This is a genomic window from Psychrobacter sp. T6-1, assembly GCF_052258445.1.
In genome coordinates, this window is the sequence record NZ_JBQQFC010000782.1 from 1 (window position 1) to 581 (window position 581).

General features: G+C 39.1%; 1 protein-coding gene. It reads left to right on the forward strand.

The window, feature by feature from the left end:
* Positions 1-377 precede the first annotated feature (377 nt).
* The coding region (locus tag ACTXGO_RS15950) for a putative oxygenase MesX (protein WP_443575210.1) at positions 378-581 on the forward strand (204 nt) is incomplete at its 3' end.

Here is a 581-nt window from a genome sequence, read left to right on the forward strand (position 1 = left end):
CGGTGCTATTGAACAGCCAGCTGGCGAAAAAGAGTTCAAGCCATTAGATGAACGCATGAAAGTATTTGGCGCATAAGTCGCTACTATAAGTACAATAATGGCCAGTGCTAAAAACAAAACCCCGCTACTATGAATTTAGTAGCGGGGTTTTTTATGGTAATGGTAATTATCGGAATAACTTTTCTATTACTTTCTGTTTTTAAGAAAAAAATATTATTACCGTTTATGTTTCCTCCTATAAATTCAACACATATCAGAGAACTGAATTAAATTCATCTTATCTTAAAATACTATCGTTTTTATTCATGTTGTAATTTAGGTATGATCTATCCCATACAATATCAAGTGCTATAAAGACAGCGCAGTAGGGGAGTATCATGACACAGCCATTTACCTATACCATATCCAGCATTCGCTTCGATGAAAATTATCAGCCCGCAAACAGTACGCGGCTGACCACGAACTTTGCCAATTTGGCACGCGGCGAGAGCCGTCAAGACAACTTACGCAAAACGCTGGCGATGATTAACAATCGCTTTAACGATCTTGCGCATTGGGATAACCCGTCAGCCAACCGTTAC